Annotated in this window: 22 protein-coding genes; 13 read left to right on the forward strand and 9 right to left on the reverse strand. The window is 67.9% G+C overall.

Annotation, left to right across the window (positions count from 1 at the left end; translation table 11 throughout):
* Nucleotides 1-236 precede the first annotated feature (236 nt).
* From PGN12_01240 to PGN12_01255, 4 genes are read left to right on the forward strand one after another with little or no spacing between them, the layout of a single operon-like run.
* The gene (locus tag PGN12_01240) at nt 237-851 is read left to right on the forward strand and encodes a polysaccharide biosynthesis/export family protein (protein MEH3102517.1); all 615 of its coding nucleotides are present in this window, start codon (nt 237-239) and stop codon (nt 849-851) included.
* The gene (locus PGN12_01245) at nt 851-2,077 is read left to right on the forward strand and encodes a hypothetical protein (GenBank protein ID MEH3102518.1); all 1,227 of its coding nucleotides are present in this window, start codon (nt 851-853) and stop codon (nt 2,075-2,077) included. The genes PGN12_01240 and PGN12_01245 overlap by 1 nt, the downstream gene beginning before the upstream one ends.
* Complete coding sequence (locus PGN12_01250) at nt 2,074-3,549, forward strand: Wzz/FepE/Etk N-terminal domain-containing protein (GenBank protein MEH3102519.1); 1,476 nt, start codon at nt 2,074-2,076, stop codon at nt 3,547-3,549. Before PGN12_01245 ends, PGN12_01250 begins: the two co-directional genes overlap by 4 nt.
* Nucleotides 3,549-4,349 carry a CpsD/CapB family tyrosine-protein kinase gene (locus PGN12_01255; GenBank protein MEH3102520.1) on the forward strand — a complete coding sequence of 267 codons (801 nt, stop codon included), beginning with the start codon at nt 3,549-3,551 and terminating at the stop codon, nt 4,347-4,349. The genes PGN12_01250 and PGN12_01255 overlap by 1 nt, the downstream gene beginning before the upstream one ends.
* A 36-nt stretch (nt 4,350-4,385) precedes the next feature.
* Here PGN12_01255 and PGN12_01260 read toward each other — a convergent pair whose 3' ends face one another.
* Nucleotides 4,386-5,471 (reverse strand): DUF5694 domain-containing protein, encoded by a 1,086-nt coding sequence (locus tag PGN12_01260; GenBank protein ID MEH3102521.1) that lies wholly within the window; start codon nt 5,469-5,471, stop codon nt 4,386-4,388.
* Nucleotides 5,472-5,573: 102 nt separating this feature from the next.
* Nucleotides 5,574-6,425, reverse strand: coding sequence for a SurA N-terminal domain-containing protein (locus tag PGN12_01265; protein MEH3102522.1), 852 nt, complete (start codon nt 6,423-6,425; stop codon nt 5,574-5,576).
* 93 nt (nt 6,426-6,518) lie between these two features.
* On the opposite strand from PGN12_01265, the gene PGN12_01270 reads away from it, so the two are divergent.
* A complete protein-coding gene (locus tag PGN12_01270) occupies nt 6,519-6,767 on the forward strand; it encodes a hypothetical protein (protein MEH3102523.1) in 249 nt (82 codons plus the stop codon).
* 18 nt (nt 6,768-6,785) lie between these two features.
* Here the strand turns inward: PGN12_01270 and PGN12_01275 are convergent, their stop codons facing one another.
* Both PGN12_01275 and xrtV read right to left on the reverse strand, forming a co-directional pair.
* A complete protein-coding gene (locus PGN12_01275) occupies nt 6,786-7,487 on the reverse strand; it encodes an EpsI family protein (protein MEH3102524.1) in 702 nt (233 codons plus the stop codon).
* Nucleotides 7,474-8,400 carry an exosortase V gene (gene xrtV, locus PGN12_01280; GenBank protein MEH3102525.1) on the reverse strand — a complete coding sequence of 309 codons (927 nt, stop codon included), beginning with the start codon at nt 8,398-8,400 and terminating at the stop codon, nt 7,474-7,476. The genes PGN12_01275 and xrtV overlap by 14 nt, the downstream gene beginning before the upstream one ends.
* A 258-nt stretch (nt 8,401-8,658) precedes the next feature.
* On the opposite strand from xrtV, the gene PGN12_01285 reads away from it, so the two are divergent.
* Complete coding sequence (locus PGN12_01285) at nt 8,659-9,831, forward strand: glycosyltransferase family 2 protein (GenBank protein ID MEH3102526.1); 1,173 nt, start codon at nt 8,659-8,661, stop codon at nt 9,829-9,831.
* Here the strand turns inward: PGN12_01285 and PGN12_01290 are convergent.
* Nucleotides 9,828-10,802, reverse strand: coding sequence for an acyltransferase (locus PGN12_01290; GenBank protein MEH3102527.1), 975 nt, complete (start codon nt 10,800-10,802; stop codon nt 9,828-9,830). The genes PGN12_01285 and PGN12_01290 overlap by 4 nt on opposite strands.
* A gap of 123 nt (nt 10,803-10,925) precedes the next feature.
* On the opposite strand from PGN12_01290, the gene PGN12_01295 reads away from it, so the two are divergent.
* Nucleotides 10,926-11,882 (forward strand): SDR family oxidoreductase, encoded by a 957-nt coding sequence (locus tag PGN12_01295; protein MEH3102528.1) that lies wholly within the window; start codon nt 10,926-10,928, stop codon nt 11,880-11,882.
* Nucleotides 11,883-11,948: 66 nt separating this feature from the next.
* On the opposite strand, the gene PGN12_01300 is transcribed toward PGN12_01295, so the two are convergent.
* A complete protein-coding gene (locus tag PGN12_01300; GenBank protein ID MEH3102529.1) occupies nt 11,949-13,055 on the reverse strand; it encodes a glycosyltransferase in 1,107 nt (368 codons plus the stop codon).
* Between the two features lie 129 nt (nt 13,056-13,184).
* Between PGN12_01300 and PGN12_01305 the strand changes: the two genes are divergently transcribed.
* From PGN12_01305 to PGN12_01320, 4 genes are all read left to right on the forward strand, one after another.
* The gene (locus tag PGN12_01305; GenBank protein MEH3102530.1) at nt 13,185-14,165 is read left to right on the forward strand and encodes a glycosyltransferase; all 981 of its coding nucleotides are present in this window, start codon (nt 13,185-13,187) and stop codon (nt 14,163-14,165) included.
* Nucleotides 14,162-15,355: a glycosyltransferase family 4 protein gene (locus PGN12_01310; protein MEH3102531.1), complete on the forward strand. Its 1,194-nt coding sequence runs from the start codon at nt 14,162-14,164 to the stop codon at nt 15,353-15,355. The genes PGN12_01305 and PGN12_01310 overlap by 4 nt, the downstream gene beginning before the upstream one ends.
* 4 nt (nt 15,356-15,359) lie before the next feature.
* The gene (locus PGN12_01315; GenBank protein MEH3102532.1) at nt 15,360-16,025 is read left to right on the forward strand and encodes a hypothetical protein; all 666 of its coding nucleotides are present in this window, start codon (nt 15,360-15,362) and stop codon (nt 16,023-16,025) included.
* A gap of 140 nt (nt 16,026-16,165) precedes the next feature.
* Nucleotides 16,166-17,452, forward strand: a complete 1,287-nt coding sequence (locus PGN12_01320; protein MEH3102533.1) for a DUF1996 domain-containing protein — start codon at nt 16,166-16,168, stop codon at nt 17,450-17,452.
* Between the two features lie 25 nt (nt 17,453-17,477).
* Here the strand turns inward: PGN12_01320 and PGN12_01325 are convergent, their stop codons facing one another.
* Nucleotides 17,478-17,660: a hypothetical protein gene (locus PGN12_01325; GenBank protein MEH3102534.1), complete on the reverse strand. Its 183-nt coding sequence runs from the start codon at nt 17,658-17,660 to the stop codon at nt 17,478-17,480.
* Nucleotides 17,661-17,834: 174 nt separating this feature from the next.
* Between PGN12_01325 and PGN12_01330 the strand changes: the two genes are divergently transcribed.
* Nucleotides 17,835-18,305, forward strand: a complete 471-nt coding sequence (locus PGN12_01330; GenBank protein ID MEH3102535.1) for a PilZ domain-containing protein — start codon at nt 17,835-17,837, stop codon at nt 18,303-18,305.
* A gap of 540 nt (nt 18,306-18,845) precedes the next feature.
* Nucleotides 18,846-19,538 (forward strand): sugar transferase, encoded by a 693-nt coding sequence (locus tag PGN12_01335; protein ID MEH3102536.1) that lies wholly within the window; start codon nt 18,846-18,848, stop codon nt 19,536-19,538.
* 36 nt (nt 19,539-19,574) lie between these two features.
* Here the strand turns inward: PGN12_01335 and PGN12_01340 are convergent, their stop codons facing one another.
* On the reverse strand, nt 19,575-20,225 hold the full coding sequence (locus PGN12_01340; protein MEH3102537.1) for a hypothetical protein: 651 nt from the start codon (nt 20,223-20,225) through the stop codon (nt 19,575-19,577).
* Nucleotides 20,226-20,379: 154 nt separating this feature from the next.
* Nucleotides 20,380-20,751 (reverse strand): hypothetical protein, encoded by a 372-nt coding sequence (locus PGN12_01345; protein ID MEH3102538.1) that lies wholly within the window; start codon nt 20,749-20,751, stop codon nt 20,380-20,382.
* Nucleotides 20,752-20,824 lie beyond the last annotated feature (73 nt).

A 20,824-nucleotide genomic window follows, 5' to 3' on the forward strand; every position in this document is an offset into this window, starting at 1 on the left:
GCAGCGACGACGACACGCCGCCTTATTACCCGCCACGTCGGGGTCCGCTTCACAAATGCCCCCCGCACAAGAATGCCGCTTGCCCTCAACAATCTCATACGTACTTCGTAAGGAATATGCTGTAAGGCACCTGACGGTCGGCGCTTTACCCGATAAGGGACGGGCTGGCAAACGATGGAAGCGGCCATGTGCTGGGCAACGTCGCGGGTGCCGGCACATCGGCATGGGGGAATGACATGAAGAGCAAGCTTTTCTGCGGCATCGCATTGTTGCTGCTTCAGGCGGTGCCGGCGACGGCGCAGCAATCGGCCGCCGCGGCGGCGCGTGGCGCGACCGCGCCGGGCACCGTCGTGCCGTATCGCATCAATCCTGGCGACGAACTCGAGATCTTCGTCTGGGGCGAGGAGCGACTGCAGCGCACCGAGCGCGTCCTGCCCGACGGCACCTTCTCCTTCCCGCTGGTCGGCAAGGTCGACGCGCTGAATGCGTTGCCGAGCGAGATCGAGGCGCGGATCACCAAGGGGCTGGAATCGCAGTATCGCACCGCGGTGCCGCAGGTGACCGTGTCGGTGAAGACGCCGGCAGGCCTGCAATTCTCGGTGCTCGGCAAGGTGCGCAGTCCCGGGTCGTTCAATCCCGGCCGGTACGTCAACGTGCTGGAAGCGCTCAGCCTTGCCGGTGGCCCGGCTGAATTCGCGCAGCTGAGCAATGTCGTGATCCTCCGCAAGACGCCGACGGGCGTGCAGGCGATCCGCGTCCGGCTGAGCGATGTCCTGAAGGGTCAGGTCAGCGACGTCAGCAACGAGACGCTGCCGCTGGTGCGCGGCGGCGACACGGTGATCGTCCCGTGATGCCGCGCCGGAACGTCGCGCGCGGGTCGGCCGCGCTGCTGCTCGTCACCACGGCCGTCACCCTGCCGCTCACCCCGGTCGTCGCGCAGGAAACGCGCGTCGCGGTCGATGTGTCGGCGGGCGGCGCTTATTCGACCAATCCATTCCTCGTCCGCGGTGGCGGTGGCGGTGCGGCGTCGACCGAACTGGCCGTGACCCCGCAGCTGAGCTTCGTCGATGAGCGCAGCGAGGCGTCGGTGGTCGCACGCTACCGCCGCAGCGACTATCTGACCCGCTACAGCTCGGCGGAGGCCTATGGCTTCACCGCGCTGGCGCGTCGCGCGATGAGCGCGCGCCTCAACCTGCGCGCGGACGTGTCCTACGACAGTTCGATCATCGGCCAGAGCGGGCTCGGCGTCATCGGCGTCGTCGATCCGACCCTCACGCCCGGCCCGGTTCTCGGCACCCCCGATATCACGCTGATCGGTCTGAACCAGCGACAGACCGCGATCTCGGCGTCGGCCGGCGGCGACTATCGGCTCAGTTCACGCGACACGCTCACCGGTCGCGCGAGCATCACCCGGGTCAGCTATGGCGACGGAAACGGCGCCGGTCCGCTGCTGTCGTCGCGCACCACCGCGGGGACGATCGGCTACAGCCGTGCCCTGTCGGAACGGCTCAGCCTGGGTGCGCAAGGATCGGGGTCATGGATCGACTATGACAATCCGAGCTATTCGGGGCACACCTATTCGCCGCAGCTGACGCTGAACTATCAGCTCAATCCGCGCATCAACCTCTCGGGCGGCGCCGGTGTCGTATTCGTCTCTTCGACGACTCCGTCCGGCACCTTCAACACCACCGGGTTCTCGGGCAGTTTCAACGGCTGCCGCAATGCCGGTCGCTCGATCCAGTGCCTGCGCGCCTATAGCGACGCACAGCCGACCGGGCTGGGCGACGTCTCGCTCCGCTACGGCGCAGCGTTCGACTATTCGTACCAGTTGCGCGAATTCGACGTGGTACGCGCGTCGGTCGACTATTCTCGGCTCAGCAGCACCTCGAACACCACCCTGCAAGCGCCGCGCACCGATTTCCTGAGCGCGCTCGCCAGCTACGAGCGGGGCTTCACGCGCCGCATCTTCGCCGGTGCATCGGTGGGCTATCGTCAGGCCAATGGTCGCGGCTTCGGTAGCCCCTCCGACGTGACCTTCCGGCTTTTCCTGCGAACCAGACTGGGCGACATCCGGTGAGTGACAGCGTCGACAATGAAGATCAGGCCGCCGCTGGCGGTGGCTTCATCAATTACATCCCCCGGATTCTGTGGGAGCGCAAATGGCTCGTGATCGTGCCGTTCGTGCTGCTCTCGGTCGCCGGGATCGTGACCGCGTTCGTGTTGCCGCGCATCTATCGGTCGAGCGCGACCCTGCTCGTCGAATCACAGGAGCTGCCGTCGGCGCTCGTGACGTCGCCGATCAACACGATCATCGACCAGCGGATCGCCAAGATCCGTGAGCAGGTGCTCAGCCGTGGCGATCTGATCCAGCTGATCGAGCAGAACAACCTGTACGAGAAGGAGCGTCGTTCCAAGCCGCTGTCGTCGATCGTGACGCAGATGCAGGAAGCGACCAAGCTCGACGCGGTGAGCGGCGACATCGGCGGCGGCGCCCAGCCGGGCGGCACCAACACGATCGCCTTCACGATGAGCTACGATTACGCCGATCCTGCCAAGGCGCAGGCGGTGATGCAGAGCTTCGTCAGCCGCTTTCTGGAGATCGACGCCACCACCATGGCGGCGCAGGCCAACAACACCGTCGACTTCCTCCAGGATCAGGCTGGCAAGCTGACCGCGGAGATCAATGGGATCGAAAGCCAGATCACGGCGATCAAGGCGCGCAACGGCACCGCGCTGGCGACGGGCGGGCTGGTAATGCCTGCCAACACCGGCACCTACAGCGCGCAGATCGCCCAGTTGCAGAGCGAGAACCGCCAGCTGATGGCGCAGGTCCAGCGCAGCGGCGGCAAGGACCCGCTGGTCCAGCAGGCCGAAGCGGCGCTGGTCGCGGCGCGTGCGGTCTTTGCCGAGACGCACCCGGACGTGGTGCGCGCCAAGTCCCGGCTGCAACAGGCCAAGGACATCGCCGCCTCGCAGGGCAATGGCTCGGACAATTCATTGATCCAGAGCCAGATCCAGGCGAACAACGCCCAGATCGCCCAGCTCCAGCAATATCGCGCCTCCGACGAATCGCGTGCCGCAGCCGGGATGGCGGCGCAGTCGCGGGCGCCCGTGTTGCAGGAACAGGTGTCGCAGCTCGAGGCCCGCGCCGCGACGCTGCGCGACCAGCTGCGCGACGTCTCCGGCAACGTGTTGCGCGCGCAGAATTCGGCGCGCATGGCACAGGAGCAGAAGGGTGAACGCCTGTCGGTCGTCGATCCGCCCTCCGCGCCCGACAAGCCGGTCTCGCCCAACCGCCTGTTGCTGATCGGCGGCGGGATCGCCGGTGGGCTCGGGCTGGGCATCGTGCTGGCGCTGGCGCTCGAGTTCCTGCTGCGCCCGATCCGGGGCGTGGGCCAGATCCAGAGCCTCGGGCTCGAGCCGCTCGCGCTGGTGCCGACTTTCGTGCCCGACCGGCCGCACGGCGACAAGCCGCGCCGCCGCTTCTTCCGCCTGCCGGCGTTGCGCCGGCGACGTCAGACGGCGTCCGAGCCGCAGGGGGCGCTGTGATGACCGACTCCGCATTGAACAAGGTCGCCAGCGACTTGCGTCCCGCAGCGCCGCTCCCGACGCTTCAGGAGGCCCGCCAGTTCGCCTGGTCGGTCGCGGAGGCGAAGCAGCGCGGCATCTATGGCTTCGACAGCCGCGATGTCCGCTCGCGTCCGTTCAACCTGCTTCGCTCGCGGCTCCTCAAGCTGCACCGGAACAAGGGCTGGCGGCTGTTCGGGATCGTTTCGGCCACTCCGGCGGTCGGCAAGTCGTTCGTCGCCACCAACCTGTCGGCGGCGCTGTCGCGGACACCGGGGATCGACACCACCCTGGTCGACCTCGATCTGCGTCGTGGCTCGGTCGCGACCAATTTCGGGCTGACCGTCGAACGCGGGATGCGCGACTTCTTCGAAGGCACGGTGGCGTCGCTTGGCGACCTCGCGCTGCATCCGGAAGGCGAGCGGCTGGTGATCCTGCCGACCGACAATGCCCCGGCGCGCTCGGCCGAGTTGCTGTCGTCGCCGCGGATGGACGCGATGGTCGCGGCGATGCGCGCGCGCCCGACGCACAGCATCTTCCTGTGCGATCTGCCGCCGGTGTTCGCCAACGACGACGCGACGATCGTGACGACCAAGCTCGACGCCTACATCCTGATCGTCGAGGAAGGGCGGACCACGCGCAAGCAGATCCAGGACGCGCTGCACGTCCTCGATCAGGCACCCTGCGCGGGCGTCGTGCTCAACCGCTTCGACGGCGGTTTGCTGACCGACAATTACGGCTACGGCTATGGCGCTGGCTACAGCGACTATTACAGCAAGTAACCCGGGTGGCGGGTGCCGATATGGCACCCGCCCCGTTCACCGCAGCACCTTCTCCGCATCGACCAACCGCACGTCGTGCATCTGGTTGAGATAGGCCTCGTAATAGCCTTTGTGCGAGGCGCCCACGATCGCCAGCATGCGCTTGCCTGAATGTAGCCCCAGCACGTCGCGGATATTGGCGACCATCCGCAGGTTGCGCGTCTCCCAATAGCCCAGATAGCTGCGCCCGAAGCGCTGCGGCGACGGCTCGACGAAGGTCGCCCCGAAATCGCTGCGATAGGCAAGGTCCTGCGCGCGCGGCGAATTATAGGCGCGATACAGCGCCATGACGCCGCCCGGCTGCGTCACGCCCGCCTCCAGCGGCTCGGAGAACGCCCGCCTCTCCTTCCCGACAGGATTGTCCCAGGCGCGGCCGATCGCTTCCTCCATGCCGGGGACGGGCGGCGGATCGGCGCTGTGGTCGTCGACCCCGTAGACACGCTCCAGCCCGAGCCGCACCGCCAGCGCGACCCCCACCCATTCTGTTTCGCCCGGCCGGCTCCAGCGGCGCGCGAGTTCGGCCATCATCGCGGCATCCAGCCCGTCGCCGACACGACGCTCGCCCTCCGGCAGCCGCAGCCATTGCACCAGCGCCGACGCGGGCTCGCCCGCCGCGAGGAACGATGCCGCCAACCGGCGTCGTTGCGCCGCGGTCGGGTCGGCGGGCCATGTCGCGAGCATCTGCTCCACCGCCACGTTCGCCGCGGGCACGTCGAGCCCGAGCGCCTTTCCCGCCGCGGACGGATCGGGGCAATAGGTTGCGACGGCGTCGGCGTAGCGCGATGGATAGCGCCGCAGCGTATCGCACTGCAGTCCCGACAGGTCCTCGGTCGCGATCACCTCCGGCCGCCATGTCGCGAGCCGGTCGAGCAATGGGGTGAGTGCCTCGCGGCGCAGCGTCTTGAACGAAGACAGATGCGCCGAACCGAGCACCAGGACTTGATTGAGCGGGCCGGGCGGTGGCCCCTTGAGCCGGTCGGGGCGGAAGCTCGGCCCATATTCCTGTGCGACCGCGGTGAACGGCAGGCTGCCCACCGCCAGCGCCGCCATGCCGCGCATCCATCGCCCCACGATCCGCATCATCCACCCCCGGATATTACCGAGGTGTGTTGTGCAGATAATACCCTTCGTCGCAAGTCGCTGATGTCGACGGGGCCGGCTTGACGACCGACCCCGTGGTCGAGGTTACTTCTTGGCCGCGCCGGCTGCCGGCGTCGCATTCGCCACCGGCGCATAACCCGGCTGATATTCGATCTTGGCGGTCGAGCGAAGCTGCTTCACCTGCTCCGACAGGCCGGTGCGGGCGTTCTGCTGGCGCAGCGCCGCCATCGCCGCCTTGCGCATGTCGTCCTGCGACATCTGCACCGGCTCGCGCCCGACGATGATGTTGGCATACAGCTTGCCGTTGGCCGGCAACACGAACGGCTCGGTAGCGGGCAGCGCGAAGATACGCTTCAGCGCCTCCGGCGGCACGCTGGCGGTGTCCAGACGACCGCTGGTGCGCGTGAACGGGATCTTCAGCCGCGTCAGCGTCGCCGCGACCGCGTCGAGCGAATGCGCATCCGCCAGCGGCGCCAGCGCCTTGGGGTCGGACGGCGCGTCGATCGCGATCTGCTGCAACGCCAGGATCTGGCGCTGTCCGAACTGATACGGGTTCTGCGCGATGAACGCGTCGACCGCGGCCTGGTCGGGCAGCTTCTGGCTGCCGGCCTGCCGCTCGGCGTTCATCGAAATCAGCAGTTCGTCGTTGAGGCGACGCTGGCGGCTCAGGAACTCCGGCGACTTGTCGACGCCGTTCTTGCGCGCGGCCTGCGCCAGCAGGCGGCGGTCGATCAGGCCCTGCAGTAATTGCTGGCGGGCCAGCTTCTGGTCGGCGCTGGGCGGCACGTTCGCCAACTGCAACTCGCCGTTCAACTCGCCGGCCGAAATCTCCTCGCCGTTCACCACCGCGACGCTCTGCCCGGTCGCCTTGCGATCGCAGGCGGTGGTCACGAGCGAAAGGGCGGTCACGGCCAGCAATGCACCACGCTTAAACATAGGATTCCCCCTAAGAGACTTCGACATTGCGGCGTTACTAGCACCCGCTGAACAAATCCTGTAGTGCCTCGTGGCGGTAATTGGGAACCTTACATGGAAACGGTCTACGATTGGGTCACACTGGCCATCTTCGCCGGCCTCGTCGTGCTGTTTCTGCAGCGGTCGATGGCCGACGATCATCAGGATTCGATGCTCGCCTATCTCGCCGGCGCGGCCATGTGCGCGCTCGCCAATTACCTTGGCAACGAAGGACATGACCTGTTGGCCAGCCTGCTGATCGTCGCCAATCTCGCCTTTATCCTGCTGGTCCTCAAGCCGATCGAACTGCCGCGCCGTTCCTGACGGCGCGACGCGCGCGGATCAGCGCGCGTCGATGTCGAGGAAGCGGCGCACGTCGGCGGGCACCGAGGCGAACATCGCCTGCACGAAGCTCGTCAGCGCCGCGATCCCTGCCTCGCGATCCGGCGTCAGCGCCGATACGCGCACCAGCACCGCATCGGGCACATCGCCCTTCAGATTGGCGCGCGCCACCGACCAGCGTTGCCGCGCCCAGGTCAGCGGCATGTCCTCGCCGACGCGGGTCCAGTAGAGCAGCTGTTCGGTGCGGTCGTCGGCGTTCGCGGTGATCGCGGTCGTCTCCAGCCGGCTCCCCGGCAGCGCAACCGGCAGCACGCTGCGATGCGACAGCGTGAAGCCGCCGGCCGGATAGCAATATTCCGGGCGGTGAACCTGCAACACCCCGGTCTGCCCGCCGCTCTGCGCGATCAACAGCATGATCGGCAACGCGTTCGGCGCGACATAGACGCGCGTCATGAGCTGCGAATACAGCGCGTCCTTGAGCTGATCGGCGGGGGGCACCACCAATCCGCTCTTTGAATAGAATTCCCATGCGCCGATCCGGTGCGGGATCAGCTTGTCGATCTTGCGGTCGCCGAGCAGATCGATGTGGTGCCGCGGCACGCGGGCCACCGCGGCGCCCGCCGTCAGCAGGAACGCCCCGCCCAGCAACGCCTGACGGCGGCTGATCGAAGGCCGGTCCGGCGCGTGCTCAGTCGTGGTCATGGCCGTTCCCCAGGGCACGGCGCAACGGCGCCGCCAGCCCGTCTATCGCGAAGATCGTCAGCACCGAGATCAGGAACATCACCAGTCCGGCGAAGTCGTGCGCAAAGCCCTGCGCTGCGGCGTCACCGAAATAATAGGTGATGAGGATCAACAGGATGACGCGAACAAAATTGGCGAACACCGCGATCGGGATGATCGTCAGCATCAACAGCGCGCTATAGCGCCAGTTCGCGTGATGCCGGACGTAGATGTAGAACAGACAGATCGCGGTCAGGCTGATGATCGAGTTGAGCCCGGCACAGGCGGCGGCGACCAGCAGATCGTATTGCGCGATCTGGATCGACACGCCCGAGCTGCCGATGGGATAGCCCAGCGCATAGAGCAGGTTCACGGCCTGTTCGGAGATCGCGATCTTGATCGGCTGGGTAATGACCGCAACCGCCTGATCCGGCGGCGGAAAGACGAACCCGAGGTAGAAGAGCGGGAACCACAATTCGCGCAGCACCCGGCCGCCGAAGATCAGGTAACCCGCGCCCAGCAGCGCGCCGTAGAAGGCGAAACCCTCGACCTCGATGATGCCGGTGATGTGCGCGAGCAGATAGGCGAGCAGACACAAGGCGACGAACGCGCCGCCCAGCAACGCATTGCCCGGTGTGCGCAACCGCAATGCCCCCGGCACCTCGCGCCACATCAGCCACAATCCGGTCGCCAGCACCAGCGGGCCGTGCCCGCCCTGTTCGGTCGACCAGCTGACGCGCGCGACGGTGAGCATCGTCGGGATCCCCAGCGCGACGATCCCGGCGATCAGCAGCCACGCCGCCGCCGACAGCTTCGGCCACCGCAACGTCACGGCGCGGCGTCGCGACGGCTTGCGGTCCGCGGTTTCCCATGTTCCGACGGCTTCGTTATTCACCTTGTCTGCTTCCGACGCGCGGGCACAATCCTGGCTGGCACCGGCGCCCCATCCGGCTTGGACCTTCTAGACACTCCACCCCTCCGCCGCAACACACGCGACGTCGCGACCCGAGGTCGCGCTTCCCGTCGCGGGACGCAGGGCTATGGCGCTATCTTCCTCAAGGTCCGGTAAACTGTTGCCGTGGCATGGCGGTCGGCGGCGCGACCGCCTACACGCGGACGCCAGAGGCTTGGCACGGGCAGCGGGGATACGGCTATGGAGGTGATCGCGACGATCGTGGCGGTGGCGCTCGTCACCCCGCTGGCGGTGCTGACCGCGACCTTCGCGATCGAGGTACTCGCCGGGCTGCGTGCGATGCGTGCGGGCGAGGTCACCGGCGGCGGCGCGCCGGTCGTGATCGTCATGCCCGCCAACGACGAGGCCGCGGTCATCACCCGCACGCTGACGTTGCTCGCCGCCGAACTGCCCGATGGCTTCCGCGTGCTGGTGGTCGCCGACAATTGCACCGACGATACCGCCGCGCTTGCCGAGCAGGCCGGTGCCGAGGTCTTGCGCCGCGACGACGCCGTACACCGCGGCAAGGGCTTTGCGCTCGCCCATGCACGCGATCATCTCGCCACGTCGGACAGCCCGTGCGCGGTCGCGGTCGTCCTCGATGCCGATTGCACGATCGATCGCGGATCGCTGACCGCGCTGGCCGCCGCCGCGCGGGCGGCGCCGGCACAGGCCAGCTACCTCATGCAGCCCGAGCGCGACGCCGCGCCGATGGTGCAGGTGTCGAACTTCGCCTTCGCGATCAAGAATCTCGTTCGGCAGCGCGGGCTGCAGCGGCTGTCGGGCCGGGTCAACCTGACCGGCACCGGCATGGCCTTTCCCTGGCCGGTCTTTCGCGATGCGCCGCTGGCCACCGACGATATCGTCGAGGATCTCGCGCTCGGGCTCGACCTGGCGCGGCGCGGCACCCCGCCGCGCTTCGCCGCGGGGGCGACGGTATGGAGCGCCGCGAGCAGCGCGGAAGGCACGCTCAAGCAGCGGACGCGCTGGGAGGGCGGCTTCATCGCCACCTCGCGCCGCCATGCCTTGCCTGCGATCGCTGCCGGGCTGCGCGCCGCCAACCCCCGCGCGATCTGGGCCGGGCTGAGCCTCGCGGTGCCGCCGCTCACGCTCTTGTTGCTGCTCGACATCGTCGGGCTGGTCGCGCTCGGCGTCCTGACGCTGCTCGGCGGCGCGGCGTGGCCGGCGTTCCTGCTCGGCGCGTTGCTGCTGCTCGCGCTCGCCGCCCTGATCGCAGCGTGGGCGCGGGTCGGACGGCCGTTCCTGACCGGTGCGGCGGCGGTGCGGCTGCCGCTCTATATCCTGTGGAAGATCCCGCTCTACCTGGGGCTCGCGCGCAAGCGCCCGACCGACTGGCTGCGCGCCGGCCGCTAGATGGCGGCAGGCACACGCCGCCTTTCGAGCCGCTTGCCGAGCGCGATCATCGGATGCTCGAAGCGGAAGGTCGACAGATGCGCTGCGGCGAAGGTCGCGGCGAACAGCAACGGGCGCTTGGCGTATTTCACCAGCGTGTCGCCACTGCCCAGCCATGTCGCCGTCAGCATCCCGTGGAATACGTACACCGCATAGGAAACCTCGGCGATATAGCGCGCCGTTCGTGAGGCGAAGAGCGCGCGCATCCAGCGCGGCGCTGCGACGATCGACGTCCCGACGGCCGCCGCCGCGAGATAGGGCCGCAGGTAGTTGAGCGCCCCGCTTCGCTCGTTAGCCGCCGCCACCGTCAGCACGAACAGCGCCAGCGGCAGCCACGCCGGCACCGCCCGCCGCACCGGCGTCGCCGCCAGCCGCGCATGGAGCAGCGCCAGCGTCGCGCCGGCGAGGATTTCGTCGATACGCTGCCACGTGTAGTTGCTCATCAGCGCGCCGTCCGCGACGCGCCCCAGCGTCACCGCGACGCACAGCGCCGGGAGCACCCACAGCCCCCGCGAACCCGCCAGCGCGACGATCACCGCGACCGTCAGGTAGAATTGCACCTCGACGCACAGGCTCCACAGATGCTCCCCGCCGTGCATCAGCCGTACCGGCGGCAGATTGGCGACGAACAGCAGATTGGCGAGCATCGTCTGCAGGTCGGCGCGCGTCGCGATCGTCAGGATCAGCATCGCCAGCCACGCCAACGGCACGATGCGGAACAGCCGTCGGATCAGGAAGGCGCGGACATCGGGCCGATGCAGCATGAATTGCGTGATCAGGAACCCCGACAGCGTGAAGAACAGCGCCATGCCGGCCCCCGCCACCGCCGCATTCATGCTCCAGCGATGCGGGCCGAGCGGCAGCAGGTGTCCGGCCAGCACCATCAGGATGCTGAGCGCGCGCCAGCCGTCGAGGATCGGAATCCGCTGCATAACCGTGTTCCATATCAGTGTTTGCGAAAGGCGTAACGCCTCCTTAGTAGCCATGCCCTAACGCTTTGCGCGCGACGCCGCCCGGCGCTCGCGAGCGGGCGACAAGCAGGGGATTGGTGCCGGATGGCGCGGAATTATCAGTCACGTAAGCGTATTCTGGTCACCGGGGGCGCCGGCTTCCTGGGATCGCATCTGATCGACCGGCTGCTGGAACGCGGCGACGAGGTGGTGTGCGTCGACAATCTGTTCACCGGTGCCAAGCGCAACATCGAGCATCTTCACAGCAACCCGCGCTTCGAATTCATGCGCCACGACGTCTGCTTCTCGCTCTACGTCGAGGTCGACGAGATCTACAATCTCGCCTGCCCGGCCTCGCCGATCCATTACCAGCACGATCCGGTGCAGACGACCAAGACCAGCGTGATCGGTGCGATCAACATGCTCGGGCTGGCGAAGCGGCTGAAGTGCAAGATCTTCCAGGCCTCGACCAGCGAGGTCTATGGCGATCCGCACGTCCATCCCCAGACCGAGGATTATTGGGGCAACGTCAATCCGATCGGCATCCGCTCCTGCTATGACGAGGGCAAGCGCTGCGCGGAGACGTTGTTCTTCGACTATCACCGCCAGCTCGGCGTCGAGGTGAAGGTCGCGCGCATCTTCAACACCTACGGCCCGCGGATGCACCCGGCGGACGGCCGCGTCGTTTCGAACTTCATCATGCAGGCGCTCAGGGACGAGCCGATCACGATGTACGGCGACGGATCGCAGACGCGCAGCTTCTGCTACCGCGACGATCTGGTCGAGGGCTTCCTGCGCCTGATGGATACGGCCCCGGACGTCACCGGCCCGGTCAACATCGGCAACCCCAATGAGTTCACGATCCGCGAACTCGCCGAGCTGGTGATCGAGTTGACCGGCTCGCGCTCGACGCTCGCCTATCGCCCGCTGCCGCAGGACGATCCGATGCAGCGCCAGCCCAACATCAGCGTCGCGCGCGACACGCTCGGCTGGGAGCCCAAGGTGCAGCTGCGCGAGGGGCTGGAGCGCACGATCGACTATTTCCGCAACTTCGTTAGCTGACCACCACATCATTGCGAGCGTAGCGAAGCAATCCAGGGCCGGATCAGGAGGCCCTGGATTGTTTCGCTACGCTCGCAATGATGACGTCTGCGCCGCAATCACCTCGGCCAGAAAATCGCGATATTGCGCCGCCACCCGCGGCCACGCGAAGTTGCCTGCGCGCGCGACGCCGCGCGGCACCAGCGTTTCGCACGCGGCGATCGCCTGTTCCAGCGCGCGCGCGACGGCCACCGGGTCGGAGGTGTCGAGCAGCACCGCATCGTCGCCGACGATCCAGCGCAACCGCGCCGAATCATGCCCGACCACCGGCGCGCCGCATCCGAGCGCCTCGATATAGACGTTGCCGAACGATTCCTCCTTGGACAGGTGCAGGAACACGTCGGCCGAACGATAGAGCGCGGGCATCTCGGTCGCCGCCACGGTCAGTCGCCGGAACCGTCCCGGCAACAACTCGCCCGCCAGTCGGTCGACCGCCTCGCGCTCGGGCCCGTCGCCCGCGACGACGAGCTGCGCGCCGGGCATGTGGCTGACCGCGCGCACGCCATCCTCGACCCGCTTCGACGGGATCAGTGCGCTGACCATCAGCACGATCGGTCCCTGTTCCGGCAAACCCAGCCGCGCGCGTTCCGCCGCGCCCGGTGTAAAGCGCGTCGCGTCGATGCCGTTGGGGATCAGCGCGCAACGCCAGCGGTCCCGGTTGCGTTCGAGATAATCGGGGTTGGTGCACACCAGCCCCTCGCAGCCGAAGGTGCGGAACTCCGAATCGTTTGAGATTGCCGGCCAGTCGCCGTTCTGCGTCACGAAGACGTGCGGCGGGCGGCGCCCGCCGATCGCCGGTCGCCGCAGCACCCAATTGGTGAACGGAAACGAACAGGTGACGGTCACATCATGGTCCGCCGGACGATAGGCGCGCAGCAACCCGGGCGCAAACGTCGCCTCTTCCCAGCCGGTGTCGCTGCGCAGCGCCGGCACGCGCGGCAATTTCTCCAGCCGCTCGCGGCGCACCGATCCGGCATGGAGGAAACGATAGGGTGTGCCGGCACGCGGCTCGCCCGAGCCGATCACCGTCACGTCCTCGCCCGCCCGCGCCAGCTCGGCAGCGAGCGACAGCAACGCGATCTCCGCCCCGCGCTCGAAACGGTGAAAACCGGGCAGGGCAAAGAGAATCCGCATCGTCATGTCCTTATCCCGCACGCACCGGCTCCGCGGTCGCTCGAATTTAACCGGTGCGATGCTAGAGGCATCGGCGGTGGATCAATCCGGCTTGATTCGCAACGCTCACTGGACGACCGCTGCGACGGCATGACCTTCCCCTCTCCCCCCACACCGACGCGCATCGGCATCGTCGCGATCGGCCGTAACGAAGGCGAACGGCTGATCCGCTGCCTCCGCGCGCTCGACGGCAGCGGCGCGGCGGTCGTCTACGTCGACTCGGCGTCGACCGACGGCAGCGCCGGCCGCGCGCGCGATCTGGGCGCGACGGTGGTCGATCTCGATCTCACCCTGCCCTTCACCGCCGCACGCGCGCGCAACGCCGGGCTGGCGGCGCTTCCGGATGTCGAGCTGGTGCAGTTCGTCGACGGGGATTGCGAGCTGGACGCCGCATGGCTGGCGACCGCCACCGCGTTCCTCGACGCCCACCCCGATGTCGCGGTGGTCTGCGGACGCCGCCGCGAGCGCTTTCCCGACGCCTCGGTCTACAACCGGCTCTGCGACATGGAGTGGGACACGCCGGTCGGCGAGGCGAGCGCCTGTGGCGGCGATTCGCTGATGCGCGCCGCCGCCGTTCGCGCGCTCGGCGGCTTTACCGACACGCTGACCGCCGGCGAGGAGCCCGAGCTGTGCGCGCGCCTGCGCGCCGCCGGCTGGCGGATATGGCGAATCGACGCCGAGATGACCCGCCACGACGCCGCGATGCTGCGCTTCAAACAATGGTGGTGGCGCGCGGTGCGCACCGGCTTCGGCTATGCGCAGGCCGGTGACGCCACCGCCGCGCTGCCGCAGCCGCTGTATCGCGCCGAGGTGAAGCGCGCGCAGCTGTGGGCCGGGATCATCCCGTTCGTCGGCGTCGCGCTGGCGCTGCTGGTCCACCCCGCCTTCCTCCTCCTCCCTTTCGCCGCCTTCGCCGCGCAGGTGGCGCGCATCGCGCTGCGCGGCGGGCAGCCGCGCGGCATGGCGTGGCCGCACGCCTTCTTCACGATGCTCGCCAAGTTCCCGGAGCTGCAGGGCGTGATCCGCTATCGACGCGCGCGGCACCTCACCTCGGCGATCACCTACAAATGACCGACCCGCGCATCGCCTATGTCGTGAGCCAATATCCGGCCTCGTCACACACCTTCATCCGCCGCGAGGTCGACAGCCTCTGTCGCCACGGCGTCGACATCCGCACCTACAGCATCCGCCGCCCCTCGCCCGCCGAGCTGAAGGCGCCCGAAGACAGAGCGTCGTTCGACACCACGCGCTTCGTGCTGCCGATGCGGATGGCGACGCTGCTCGGCGCGCACCTCCGCGCGGTCACGACGCGCCCTGCTGCGTGGTTCGCGCTGCTGCGGCTTGCACTGCAACACCGCGCGCCGGGCGCGAAGGCGATGCTCTGGTCGCTGTTCCACTTCGCCGAGGCGGTGGTGCTCGCGGAGATGCTGCGCGAGGATGGTATCGCTCATGTCCACAATCATTTCGCCAATGCCGGCGCGACGGTCGGGATGCTCGCGGCGCGCTTCGCCGGGCTGCCGTGGAGCCTGACGCTGCACGGCATCTCCGAAACCGACTATCCCGCCGGGCTGACGCTGGGCGCGAAGCTGGAGACGGCGGACTTCGCCGCCTGCGTCTCGTGGTTCGGGCGCGCGCAGGCGATGCGCGTCACCGCGCCCGCGCAGTGGCACAAGTTCGCGACGGTGCGCTGCGGGCTCGACCTGCCGAGGCTGCCCGCCGCCGCGCCGCGCACCGGCCCGCGCCGCGAGATCGTCTGCGTCGCGCGGCTGTCGGCCGAGAAGGGCCACCTCGGCCTGCTCGAGGCGATCGCGCCGCTCGACGTGACGCTGACACTCGTCGGTGACGGCCCGATGCTTGCCGGGATCGAGGCCGCGGTCGCTGCGCAAGGGCTGGCCGACCGCGTCCGCTTCGCCGGCCGCCTCGACGAAGCCGCGACGCTGGCCGCCATCGCGCGCGCCGACCTGCTCGTCTTGCCCAGCTTCATGGAAGGGCTGCCGATCGTGCTCATGGAAGCGATGGCGATCGGCGTGCCGGTGATCGGCAGCCGTGTCGCGGGCGTTCCCGAGCTTATCGAGGACGGTGTCGAGGGCCTGTTGTTCCGCCCCGGCGACTGGGACGACCTGCGCCGGGCGATCGCGCGCCTTCGCGACGAACCCGATCTCGGCGACCGACTGGCGACCGCCGCGCGCGCGAAGGTCGAGCGCGAGTTCGACATCGCCACCGCGGTGCTCCCGCTCGCGCGCCGCTTCGGCAAGGAGTGAGACGATGCTGTTCGACCCATTCGACCACGTCCGCGTCATCAACCTCAAGCACCGTACCGACCGGCGCGCGCAGATGCTCGGCGAACTGCAGCGGATCGGCGCGGCCGGCGATCCGCGCGTCGCCTTCTTCGACGCCTGCCGCTTCGACGAGGCGGGCACCTTCACCTCGATCGGCGCGCGCGGCGTCTATCACAGCCATCTCGCGATCCTTGAGGAAGCCGCTGCGCAGGGGGCGAGCGTGCTGATCCTCGAGGACGACGTCGATTTCACCGCCGCCGCGCGCGATACCGTGCTGCCCGCCGACTGGCAGATCTTCTACGGCGGCCATTATGCCGCGCGGCCCGATGATCTGCACAACAGCGACATCATCGGCGCGCATTGCATGGGGTTCCGCGCCGACATCGTTCCCGCGCTCGCCACCTATGTGCGCGGGCTGCTGGCATCGAGCGACCACCCGCCGATCGACGGTGCCTATGTCTGGTATCGTCGCGCGCATCCGGCGGTCGTCACGCATTTCGCGGTGCCGCCGATCGCCGACCAGCGGCCGTCCCGCACCGATATCGCCGAGCTGCGCTTCTTCGATCGCTGGCCGGTGCTGCGTCAGGCTGCGCAATATGCGCGCCGCCTCAAGCGGCGGCTTGCCCGGCGCCACGGCGACGCAGCGAACTGATCGCGCCGCGCGTGCGTCCGGAAAGACGCAATGTTTACCGACCCGTAACCACACCGCTTCACCCCGCCCTAACCACCGCAGCGTAGAAAGAGCCATCCCGACCGGACGTCGTCCGGCCACCCCGGGCATGGAGCTTTCCAATGAAGTCGCTGCTGCGTCATGCGGCAACGGGCACGCTGACGCGTCGCACCGGCCGATCCCTCGCGCAACTCGCCGGCGCGCTTGCCCTTGCGTCGTGCGGCGGCGGCAGCGGTGGCGGCGGCAGCACGGCCGCGCCGAGCGCCGCGGCACCGGTCACGGTGGTTCCGACCGCTACCCCGACGCCGACCCCAACGCCGTCACCCACGCCTTCGGCGAGCGCATCGCCGGTCGCGGTGACGCCGGGCAGCCTGGCGGCTGCCGAAAGCTATCCCGAGATCCCGAGCAACTTCGACGTCAATTCGGAACTGGTGCCATCGTGGGGCACCGGCGAGATCGCGGCGACCGGCAAGCCCGACACGGTCGGCGCCTTCCGCTTCATCTGCTCCCCCAGTCACGAGCTGCGCGACGACCCGATCGTCTTCCCCGGTCAGGCCGGCCGCTCGCACCTCCACCAGTTCTTCGGCAACACGCTGGCCAACGCCAACTCGACCTACGAGAGCCTGCGCACCACCGGTGAGAGCACCTGCAACAGCCCGCTGAACCGCAGCGCCTATTGGATCCCGGCGATGCTCAACGGCAAGGGCGGGGTCGTCCGACCGGACTTCATCAGCATCTATTACAAGCGGCTGCCCAAGGACGATCCGGAGTGTCAGCGCATGGGCAAGGCGTGCGTCGACCTGCCGCGCGGGATGCGCTTCCTGTTCGGCTTCGACATGGCGAGCATGTCGACCAAATTCGGCGCAGGCTATTTCAACTGTCAGGGACCCACTGCCGTATCGGGCCATTACGACGACATCGTCGAGGCGGCGAAGAACTGCCCGGTCGGCAATCAGCTCGGTGCCATCGTCAACGCGCCCAATTGCTGGGATGGCAAGAACCTCGACAGCGCCGACCATCGCTCGCACGTCGCGAACGCCGGCTACGGTGACTGGGGCTATCTGCGGTGTCCGTCGACGCACCCCTATGTCATTCCGGGCTTCACGCTGGGCGCCTGGTACACGGTCGACTCGGACCTCGACACGTCGGGCAAGTGGGACGGTGGCAAGTCGTCGTGGCATCTGGCGTCGGACGAGATGCCGGGGATGCCGTTGATGCGCCCGGGCAGCACGCTCCATGCCGACTGGTTCGGCGCGTGGGACGATTCGGTGATGCGGATGTGGACCGACAATTGCATCAACAAGCTGCTGAGCTGCAACGGCGGCGACCTGGGCAATGGCAAGCAGCTCAAGATGTTCGCGGGCTTCTCCTGGACCGCCAAACCGCACGTCGTCGCGATCCGCAATTGAGGTGCGTGCGCGACCGCGACCGGGATCAGATCAACAGCGCGGCGATCAGCGACCAGATGATGAGCGCCAGCGCCATGCCGATCGATATGCCGCGCGCGGTCGCCAGCGGATCAAGCACATCGGCAACGAACGGGCCGATCATTCCAAAGCGATCGAAGACCAGCGGCACGCCGCTCGCGGCGAATTGTTCCTGTCGATCGAAACGCACCTTCCCCTCCATTCCGCCTGTTCCCTGCGCCTCCGTCCCGGAACGGCACAGAAATCTTGCATGATGATGAACGTGTTCGATCAAAGTTGTTTCCGCAGGCGCAAATTCGGTGGCGCATTAACCTGCTGGTAGCTCTGCGACGACTAACCCTGAAGCTCAGTGAAAGGCGCGGCGATGCTCATACCGGCAATATTGCTACCCAGCGATTCGGACGATCGCCGCTCGGCAGAGCGGCAACCGATCAACCAACCCTCGACGTTGCGTGATGCGCGCGAAGAGGCGACCGACGTCTATGTGCGCGACCTGTCCGAAACCGGCTTCAGCGTCGCCACCGACTCGCGACTCGAAATCGGCAGCCTCGTGACGATCGGCCTGCCCGGCCGCGGCCGCGCCAGCGCGCGGGTCGTGCGGCAGGTGCCCGGCGGTTACGGGTGCGAGTTCGTCGAGGCGCTCGGCCGCGCCGAGGTCATGCAGACGTTCCGCGGCGGCACCGTCATCCAGCTGACCAGCAGCGCGCCGATCAGCCATCCGCTCCCCGAACCGCAGATCACGCGGTATCCGGGTGCCGTCCGGCTCGGCGTGATCGTCGGCGGCTCGGCGCTATTGTGGGCAGCGATCGCCAAGGCACTCGCCAGCCTGTTCTGACGACCGGGGCACGTCGAAGGCCGGGGTCAGGCAAAGGCCGTAGCCGGCCATCCTTCCGATTCGACCCCGCGACTCGATCGCGATCGATCCTGCGATCCCGGCACGCCGCCTGAATTGACGCCGGCCCGGCTCCCAAGCATCTTCATACGGAATCACCATCGCTTCCCGGATGGCGAACCCCGCCGACTGCATTGCCCCGGAATGGGACAAAGCGGGCTTCCTGAACGCACGCGCAGCAGCCCCTCCGCCTGTGCATCCACGCGCACGTCCACGCGCAAAATTCGCCCGAATCGCCGCGCCGCGTCGTCATGTCACGCTGCTGTCAGGTTGCCGTTCCATGGTTAACGAACGCTCTGCCTCATCACAGCCACGACTCGCCGCCGGAACGGAACTCGCTTGGTAAACATCAATTTAACGATCGCCACGACGGATCGGCAGGCCGGCGGGGTGAGATGAAGGAAGTGTGATTTTCTTCCTGTTTTCATTTCCTTCTTTTTCATCTACTTGTTGCATTGCAGCGTAACGTCAGGGAGCGAAGCCGTGCATGAAGCGACCGTGATGGTCGCGCCGGGCCGGGCCGGCGTGATCAACGACATCAACGATTCCGCACAGTGGCAGCGACTGGACGATATGGCGAGCCGCGTGCTCGACGTGACGCTTGCCGTCACCGCGTTGATCATCCTCGCACCGCTGATGGCGATCGTCGCGGCGGTGATCTACATTCTCGATCCCGGCCCCATCATCTTCGCGCATCAGCGGATCGGGCGGGGTGGGCGGTCGTTTCCGTGCCTGAAGTTCCGCAGCATGGTGGTGGATGCCGATGCGCGTCTGCGCCACCTGCTCGAAACCAGCCCGGAAGCGCGCGCCGAATGGGAACGCGATCACAAGCTGCGTGACGATCCGCGCGTGATCGGCATCGGGCGCTTCCTGCGCAAGACCAGCCTCGACGAGCTGCCGCAGCTCTGGAACGTCGTCCGCGGCGACATGAGCCTCGTCGGCCCGCGCCCGATCGTCGTCGGTGAGATCAGCCGTTACGGCCGCTATTTCGAGCATTATTGCGCGGTACGGCCGGGCATCACCGGGCTGTGGCAGGTCGGCGGCCGCAACGACGTGTCCTACCGTCGGCGTGTGGCCTATGACGTGACCTACAGCCGCGCGCGGTCGTGCGCGATGAACGTCAAGATCATCGCCTTCACCGTACCCAGCGTGCTGTTCCAGCGCGGTTCTTATTGATCTTCCGTCCTGCGGCCGGGTGGCCGCGGTGACGGCTCACCCGCCGCGAAGCTGATCGCGAACCGCCGTCAAATGTCGTTCGGCGCGGGTATGTTCGGCGGTCGCCAGCGTCATCATCCGATCGCTCAAGACCTGCAATGCGCGGCTCGCGCGGGCGGCATCGCCGTCGACCTTCGCCATCTGGATCTTCAGCGGCATCAGTTCACGCTGGAGCGCCGGCATGTCGCCCGCGGCGCCGCGCTGTTGCGCCCGCGCGTAGACTTGATCGATCTTCAGCGACAGCACCGCGCGCTGCGACTCGTGGAGATCGCGGTCGGCGCGAAGCTCGTTGATCCGGTCCAGCACGACGTTACGCCGCGCCGCCGCCGCCGCACGATCCGTATGAAGCTGCTGCTGCGCCGCGGTCAGCGCCGACGCCACCGCGCGATCGCCGCGCCGCGCCAGCAGGGCCGGCGGGAAGGCAATGGCGGGTGCACCGCTCAACTCCGTCTGCCACAACGCTTCCTGCGCCAGCAGCCGGTCGGTGGCGATCCCGGCGACGGGCTGCGGCGTCCGTGCGGTGCAGGCGATCGCCGCGACCGCGGTCAGCCCGAACAACCCGGCGAAGCCGACCGCGCGGCGCAGGGCCGCCGACACGTCGTCCTCGATCGTCGCCCGCCTGCTCGTCGCTTCCATGATGCCGCTCATCCTCGCTCGTTGCGCCGGTGGAGAATGTTAAGCGGTGTCGGTTAACAACAGGTAAGCCACGTTCCCCGCTGCGGAACCGCGATCGGTCTGCGACGCCGGGACCAACGTCGCGCCACCACGAACCGCCGCGATCGACGTCGCATTAACCTCGTCTTCAAGCGATCGGCCTAGCTGCCATGTGTCCGTCGCACCGGCGGCGGCAGTTCTGACTCGGGCGGACGGGCGTGATGACGCGGCTTCGGACACTTCTCCTCCTCGCGACCGCCCCTTGGGCACTGGCCGGATGCGGCGGCAGCGAGGGCGGGAGTAGCGGTGGCACGTCGACGGCCCCCGTCACCGTCGTCCCTGCTCTGTCGCCATCGCCAACACCATCGCCATCGCCATCGCCGTCGCCGACCGGTGGCGGGATCGTCATCGTCACGCCGACGCCGGCCCCGGCGCCCTCGCCCAGCCCGTCACCAAGCCCGACACCCTCGCCCAGCCCGGTCCCGTCCCCCTCGTCGAGCACGCCGGTCAGCCCTGTCATTCAGCCGGTCCCCACACCGACCCCAACCCCCACCGCGACGCTCCCCGACGAGACCGCGCCTGCCGATGGCTTC

This window comes from Sphingomonas phyllosphaerae (genome assembly GCA_036946405.1).
GTDB classification, from domain to species: Bacteria; Pseudomonadota; Alphaproteobacteria; order Sphingomonadales; family Sphingomonadaceae; genus Sphingomonas; species Sphingomonas phyllosphaerae_D.